The 6,991-nt window shown below is 62.9% G+C and carries 9 protein-coding genes; 1 reads left to right on the top strand and 8 read right to left on the bottom strand.

The genetic code is table 11. From position 1 onward, the window contains the following. The first annotated feature begins 43 nt into the window (after positions 1-43). Entirely contained in the window at positions 44-1,111 is a 1,068-nt protein-coding gene (locus tag J6497_RS11710) for a GGDEF domain-containing protein (RefSeq protein WP_225704412.1), read from the top strand. Positions 1,112-1,213: 102 nt separating this feature from the next. Here J6497_RS11710 and J6497_RS11715 read toward each other — a convergent pair whose 3' ends face one another. The 8 genes from J6497_RS11715 to J6497_RS11750 form a co-directional block, all read right to left on the bottom strand. Further along, positions 1,214-1,654, bottom strand: coding sequence for a TfoX/Sxy family protein (locus tag J6497_RS11715; protein WP_225704435.1), 441 nt, complete (start codon positions 1,652-1,654; stop codon positions 1,214-1,216). 152 nt (positions 1,655-1,806) lie between these two features. Beyond that, a complete protein-coding gene (locus J6497_RS11720; RefSeq protein WP_225704413.1) occupies positions 1,807-2,196 on the bottom strand; it encodes a HesB/IscA family protein in 390 nt (129 codons plus the stop codon). Positions 2,197-2,327: 131 nt separating this feature from the next. After that, positions 2,328-2,741: a VOC family protein gene (locus J6497_RS11725; RefSeq protein WP_225704414.1), complete on the bottom strand. Its 414-nt coding sequence runs from the start codon at positions 2,739-2,741 to the stop codon at positions 2,328-2,330. A 6-nt stretch (positions 2,742-2,747) separates the two neighbouring features. Then, on the bottom strand, positions 2,748-3,122 hold the full coding sequence (locus tag J6497_RS11730; protein WP_225704415.1) for an SUF system Fe-S cluster assembly protein: 375 nt from the start codon (positions 3,120-3,122) through the stop codon (positions 2,748-2,750). After that, positions 3,119-4,366, bottom strand: coding sequence for a cysteine desulfurase (locus J6497_RS11735; protein ID WP_225704416.1), 1,248 nt, complete (start codon positions 4,364-4,366; stop codon positions 3,119-3,121). The genes J6497_RS11730 and J6497_RS11735 overlap by 4 nt, the downstream gene beginning before the upstream one ends. Beyond that, complete coding sequence (gene sufD, locus J6497_RS11740) at positions 4,363-5,688, bottom strand: Fe-S cluster assembly protein SufD (RefSeq protein ID WP_225704417.1); 1,326 nt, start codon at positions 5,686-5,688, stop codon at positions 4,363-4,365. The genes J6497_RS11735 and sufD overlap by 4 nt, the downstream gene beginning before the upstream one ends. A 19-nt stretch (positions 5,689-5,707) precedes the next feature. Next, on the bottom strand, positions 5,708-6,460 hold the full coding sequence (gene sufC, locus J6497_RS11745; protein ID WP_225704418.1) for a Fe-S cluster assembly ATPase SufC: 753 nt from the start codon (positions 6,458-6,460) through the stop codon (positions 5,708-5,710). Positions 6,461-6,521: 61 nt separating this feature from the next. Further along, positions 6,522-6,991 (bottom strand): SufD family Fe-S cluster assembly protein (locus J6497_RS11750; protein WP_225704419.1); only part of this gene is annotated, 470 nt, incomplete at its 5' end.

The following is a 6,991-nucleotide window of genomic DNA, read 5'->3' on the forward strand; positions in this document are numbered from 1 at the left end:
CGGCTGGGCAACGCGGCGCGCCTCAGCATTGGGGACTTCATCAGTGGTCAAGCTGCTGGACGAACACGAACGCACGATGGCTTTTGCCGAGGTTGCGCTTGGCCAGATCAGGTCGCTTCGTCAGACCGCAGTCCCCCGCAATTACGAAATCTGGTACGTCTATGCGACCGGATATAACGCCCCGCTCAACAAGATCATCAACGAGACTCTGGCGCGCAACGGCAAGCTGAGCGAAGCAGATCTCGAGCAGATCTACGAGACCTATCTCTCGCACATCAAGACCTCCGACCGCATCGACAAGGTTGGCGCGCGCGTGATCGGCGAGATCGACGACGTCGTGACGCTGATCTCGGACGCGCTCAGCATGTCCGCGAGCTATAACGCAAGCCTGAGCGGCGCCAGCGAAAAGCTCGCGAGCGCAAAGAACCGCGACCAGCTCAAGCCGATCATCGAGCAGCTTGTGAAGTCCACGCACGAGATGCGTGAGACCAACAAGGCGCTGGAGAACCGCCTGGCGCTGTCAAAGACCGAGATCAGCAATCTCCAGCACAGCCTGGAGGCGATCCGCGCCGAGAGTCTGACTGATCCGCTCACCGGGCTCGGTAACCGCAAATATTTCGACCGCTCGATCGAGATGGCCGTGCAGACTGCGATCGCCAATGACGAGCCACTGTCGCTCCTGATGTTCGACATCGACCATTTCAAATCATTCAACGACTCCTACGGTCATCTCACCGGCGACCAGGTGCTGCGGCTGGTCGGGATGTCCTTGAAGCAGACCATCAAGGGCCAGGACATCACCGCGCGCTACGGCGGAGAGGAATTCGCGGTCGTGCTGCCCAACACCGGGCTGCGCCAGGCGCTGACGGTGGCCGACCACATCCGCCGCGCCGTGATGGCGAAGGAATTGAAGAAGAAATCCACCGGCGAGATCCTCGGCCGCGTCACCATCTCGGTCGGCGTCTCCCTGCTGAAGCCGGGCGACGACACGGATTCGCTGATCGAGCGGGCTGACGCCTGCCTCTACGCCGCCAAGCGCGCCGGCCGCAACCGTGTGGTCTGTGAAGTCGATCCCGAATACACCGCCGAAATCGGCACCCGCGTGGCGTGATGTCAGCCCCTCATGGTGAGGAGGCGCGCAGCGCCGTCTCGAACCATGAGGCCCCAGCTGTGCCCGCGGCCATCCTTCGAGACGCGGCCTGACGGCCGCTCCTCAGGATGAGGACCTTTTGCGCGGCCGGCTCTGCTTAGTTTTCTTCGCTACTTTCTTTTTCGCGACTGGCTTCCTAACCGCGCCCTTTTTAGCCGAAGCCTTCCTCACCTTCGGCCGCTTGCGCAATGCCGCGCGCTGGGCGGCAGCGAGCGCAGCCCTTGCCCATTGCGCCATCTCTTCCGAATCGTCGAACAGGCGCGCCGGCAATTGCCAGTAGGAGTTCACCGTGACGGTCCTGGTGCTCGTCTGATATTGGAACGGCTGCGAGCCCTCCGCTTCGAATCGCGGAATGGTCTCTTGATCGGCGCGGAAATAGAGTCCGGCGCGCAGCGATAACGCGAAGTTGGTGCCGTCGGCGGAGATGCCATAGCCGGAGAACATCCGGCGGATGGTGACCGGACCGAAATCCGCAAACAGGTCAATCAGGAATTCGCGGTCCATCATGGCGCCAGCCCCAGGCTCTCACTCCTCATGGTGAGGAGGCGCGTCTTCGCGCCGTCTCGAACCATGAGGCCCCAATCTCGCCCGCGGCCCATCCTTCGAGATGGCCGCTACGCGGCTTCCTCAGGATGGGGTGTACTTGGCGACGCTTTTTACACCTTCGCGGGCGTGAGCTGGACTGACTCGCCGCAGCCGCAGGCGGAAACCTGGTTCGGGTTGTTGAAGATGAACTGCGCCTGCATCTTGTCGGCCTTATAGTCCATCTCGGTGCCGAGCAGGAACAGCACCGCCTTGGGGTCGACCAGGATCTTCACGCCCTTGTCCTCAACCACCTCGTCGGTCGGCTGGATCTCGTGAGCGTATTCGACCGTATAGGACTGTCCGGCGCAGCCGCCATTCTTGATGCCGACGCGAAGGCCGACGATCTCGGAATCGGCGCGCTGGGTCAGTTCCGTGATCCGCGCTGCCGCGGCGTCCGTCAGCTTCATCACCTGCGGGCGCGGCCGCGGCTTCGGCTTAGCAACTGGTGCGATGGTGCCCATACAGTGGATCTCCTTGCCGCCGCACGGCGGCGAAGTCTGTTACCTCTGAAAATAGCAACGAAATTCCGGCTGTGAAGGTCTCATGTTCCAATCCGGCCTAGAACTTATCTGCGAAAGCCCCCTGGTCACTGCTAGTAGATCGCCCATACGCCCGGTGTGACCAATTCCAAGAGGTGATTGTCCGGATCGCGGAAGTAGATGCTCTTGCCGCCGCGCGGCCAATCGGTCCTGCCTTCGATCGCAACGCCATATTCGCCAAGCCGCTTTTCCCAGGCCAGCAATTCATCGGCAGCGATGGCAAAGGCCGCATGGATCGGGCCGTTGCCATCGTGCGGCGGAATGGTGCCGCCGGGAAAATGGACCGTCTCGAGCGTGGCGCCGCGATGAAACAGCAGCAGCACATTGCGGCTCCCTACGTCGAAAGCCAGAAACCGCGAATCGCTCGTCAGCGACTTAAGATCAAGCACATCAGTGTAGAACGTGCGGGCGCGGTCGAGGTCATCGACATAAAGTGCGGTCTCGATGACACCGGATAGCTTCGGCAACGAACCTCACCACATGTTGAGCACGAGGCGGGCCTCGTCGCTCATCCGGTCCGGCGTCCACGCCGGCTCCCAGACCAGGTTGACGTTGACGACCCCGATGCCGGGAACGCTGGCCAGCGCATTCTCCACCATGGTCGGCAATTCGCCGGCCGCCGGGCAGTTCGGCGTGGTCAGCGTCATCAGGACGTCGACGCTGCGGTCGTCCTTGAGATCGACCTTATAGATCAGTCCGAGCTCGTAGATGTCGGCCGGGATTTCGGGGTCGAACACCGTCTTCAACGCCGCGACGATCTCCTGGCTGAGACGCTCGGTCTCCTCCGGCGGCAAGGCGGAACTTGTCTCCACATGGGCGGTTTTGACGTCTTCGGCTGTCTCGGTCATGCGAACAATTCCCCGGCCTTGATCAAGGCTTGCGCCAGATGGTCGACCTCTTCCTTGGTATTATACATGCCGAACGAGGCCCGGCAGGTGGCTGTGACATTGAACCGCTCTAAGAGCGGCATCACACAATGGGTGCCTGCGCGTACCGCGATGCCCTGGCGGTCGATCACGGTCGCGACGTCATGGGGGTGGGCGCCCTTCATCTCGAAGGAGATCACCGGCCCCTTCTCACGGGCGGTGCCGATCAGCCGCAGCGAATTGATCTCGCGCAGGCGCTCCTGGGCGTAGGTGAGCAGATTGTGCTCGTGCGCGGCGATGCGCGCCTTGCCGATCGAATTGACGTAGTCGATCGCAGCCCCCAGCCCGATTGCCTGGACGATCGGCGGGGTTCCGGCCTCGAATTTGTGCGGCGGGTCGCCATAGGTGATCCAGTCCTTCGCGACCTCGCGGATCATCTCGCCGCCGCCGTTATACGGCCGCATCGCGACCAGGTGCTCATGCTTGGCATAGAGCGCGCCGATGCCGGTCGGGCCGTAAACCTTGTGGCCGGTGAAGGCGTAGAAATCGCAGTCGAGGTCCTGGACGTCGACCGGCAGGTGCACGGCCCCCTGCGCGCCGTCGACCAGCACGGGAATGCCGCGGTCGTGCGCGATCCTGACGACCTCCTTGACCGGAACCAGCGTGCCGAGCGCGTTCGACATCTGCGTGATCGCGACCAGCTTGGTGCGCGGCGTCAGCAGCTTCTCGAATTCCTCGATCAGAAAATTGCCGTCGTCATCGACCGGCGCCCATTTGATGACAGCGCCATGCCGCTCCCGCAGGAAATGCCAGGGCACAATGTTGGAATGGTGCTCCATGATCGAGAGCACGATCTCATCGCCCTGCCCGATATTGGGCTCGCCCCATGAGGAGGCAACCAGGTTGATCGCCTCGGTGACGTTGCGGGTGAAGATGATCTCTTCGCTGCGCCGGGCGTTGACGAATTGCGCCACCTTGGTGCGAGCGCCTTCGTAAGCCTCGGTCGCGGCATTGGCGAGGTAATGCAGGCCACGATGCACATTGGCGTATTCGGTCTTGTAGGCCTCGGCCATGCGGTCGAGCACCGCATTCGGCTTCTGCGCGGAGGCCGCGTTGTCGAGATAGACCAGCGGCTTGCCGTAGACCTTCAGCGCTAGCGCCGGAAAATCCTCGCGCACCCGCGCGACGTCGTAGGAGCCGTTGGCGACCGCTGGATGCGTGCTCATCCCCTTGCCTCCAGCCAGCGCTGTGCCGCAGCGATCACGTGCTCGCGCAGCTGATCGTTCGTGATGGATTCGATGGCCTCGCCGACAAAGGCCTGGATCAGGAGCGCCTGCGCTTCCTTCTCAGGCAGTCCACGCGCACGCAGATAGAACAAGAGGCTTTCGTCCAGCGCACCGGTGGTCGCGCCATGGCCGCAGGTCACGTCGTCGGCAAAGATCTCGAGCTCCGGCTTGTTGTCGGCCTCGGCTTCGTCCGAGAGCAGGAGCGCCCGCGTCATCATCTTGGCGTCGGTCTTCTGCGCGTCGGGACGGACGACGATGCGGCCCTGGAACACCGAATGGGCACGGTTGTCGATCACGGCGCGGAACACTTCGCGGCTGGCGCAGTTCGGCACCGCGTGATCCATGAACATCGTGGTATCGGCGTGCTGCCGGCCCTTGATCAGGTTGACGCCGTTGGTGTCGACCCGGGCGCCCTCGCCCGCAAAAACGATGGTCGGCTGGTAGCGGCTGACGCTCGCGCCCGAAACCATGCCAAACGTGTTGAGCTGCGCATGCGCGCCGAGCGTTACCGCGGCGGACGAAATGTTGAACGCCTCTAACCCGTCCTCGACCAGACGGAGATGATCGAGCCGCGCATTATCGCCAAGCGAAACGATCAGGGAGTCGTAGGTCTGGTACGCCTTTGTGCCTTCAGTCGCGACAAAGCTCTCCACCAGCGTCGCGCTTACATCGCGGCCCAGCCGGAGCAGCGAACGGGTGAACATCGCCGCCGGCGCCCCCACGCTTGCGACATGGACCACGTGCAGCGGCTGCTCCAGCACGGTGCCGCTCGCAATTTCGATCACGACGCCGTCGGTCGCCATCGCCGTGTTCAGCGCGATCATGGGATCGGCGTTATCCGACGCCAGCAACTCGCCCTGCAGCGCGCCGTCGCCCGCCTCCAGCACCTCGCGCAGTGTGCGGATGGAAAGGCCGTTCTCGCTCTTGCCGAGATCGGAAAGCTTTGGTGCGAACACGCCGTCGACCAGCACCAGCCGGCGCGTGCCCTCGATGGCGTGCAGCTTGAGCGCGGCTTCGGCGCGCGACAGCGCCGCAGTATCGGGTGCTGCGGCCAGCGGCAGCACCTCGCGCATCAGGACGCGCAGATCGGTATATTTCCAGTCCTCGATCCGGCGGTGCGGGAGGCCGGCGCGCTCAAAGGCCTCAAAGGCCTGCTGCCTTTGCTCGGCGACCTTGCCCGATCCGGGCAACCGCTCACGCGCGAGGGCAAAGCTGGTGCTCACCGCGCGCCCGGTATCGGTTTTTGCCAACACGACGTTCATCATAGAAATCCGTCCAGGCTCAGGCAGCGTCTTCGAACTGCGCGTAGCCGGATTCTTCCAGCCGCAACGCCAGTTCCTTGCCGCCGCTCTTCACGACACGCCCCTTCGCCATCACGTGCACATAGTCTGGCACGATGTAGTTGAGCAGCCGCTGGTAATGGGTAATCACGACCATGGCACGCTCGGGCGATCGCAGCGCGTTGACACCGTCGGCTGCGATTCTGAGCGCGTCGATGTCGAGACCTGAGTCCATCTCGTCCAGGATGCAGAGGCTCGGCTCGAACAGCGCCATCTGCAGGATCTCGTTGCGCTTCTTCTCGCCGCCGGAGAATCCAACATTGACGCCGCGCTTGAGCATGTCCTGCGGGATGTTCAGGGACTTCGCGACCTCACGAACCTTCTTCAGGAAGTCCGGCGTCGAATATTCGCTTTCGCCGCGCGCCTTGCGCTGCGCGTTCAGCGCGGTGCGCAGGAAGTTCATGGTGGCGACACCGGGAATTTCGACCGGATACTGGAACGCGAGGAACACGCCCTTGGCGGCGCGCTCATCCGGCTCCATCTCCAAGAGATCTTCGCCGCGGAATAGGATCTGTCCGCCCGTCACTTCATAGCCTGGCTTCCCGGCGATCACGTGGGAGAGCGTCGATTTGCCGGAGCCATTCGGCCCCATGATCGCATGCACCTCGCCTGGATTCACGGTCAACGACAGGCTGTGGAGGATTTCGCGATCCTCGACACGGACCTGGAGATCTTTCACTTCAAGCAATGCCATTACAGTTTTCCTAGGTAGCATCCTTAAGGCGCCGCTGCGGCAGGTCCGCCAAGGATGATGATTATCCAACCGAACCTTCGAGCGAGATCGAGATCAGCTTCTGCGCCTCGACCGCGAACTCCATCGGGAGCTGCTGCAGCACGTCCTTGACGAAGCCGTTGACGACGAGGCCGACGGCCTCCTCCTGGCTCAGCCCGCGCTGCGTGCAGTAGAACAGCACGTCCTCGGAGATTTTCGAGGTCGTGGCCTCGTGCTCGAACGTCGCCGACGAGTTCTTCGCCTCGACGTAAGGCACGGTGTGCGCGCCGCATTTGTCGCCGATCAGGAGCGAGTCGCAGGCGGTATAGTTGCGCGCGCCGGTGGCTTTCCGGTGCGCGGTGACGAGGCCGCGATAGGTGTTCTGCGACTTGCCAGCGGCGATGCCCTTGGAGATGATCCGGCTCGAGGTGTTCTTGCCGAGATGAAGCATCTTGGTGCCGCTGTCGACCTGCTGGTAGCCGTTCGAGATCGCGATCGAGTAGAACTCACCGC

Origin of the sequence: Bradyrhizobium cenepequi (assembly GCF_020329485.1) — a bacterium.
Taxonomy (GTDB): Bacteria; Pseudomonadota; Alphaproteobacteria; order Rhizobiales; family Xanthobacteraceae; genus Bradyrhizobium; species Bradyrhizobium cenepequi.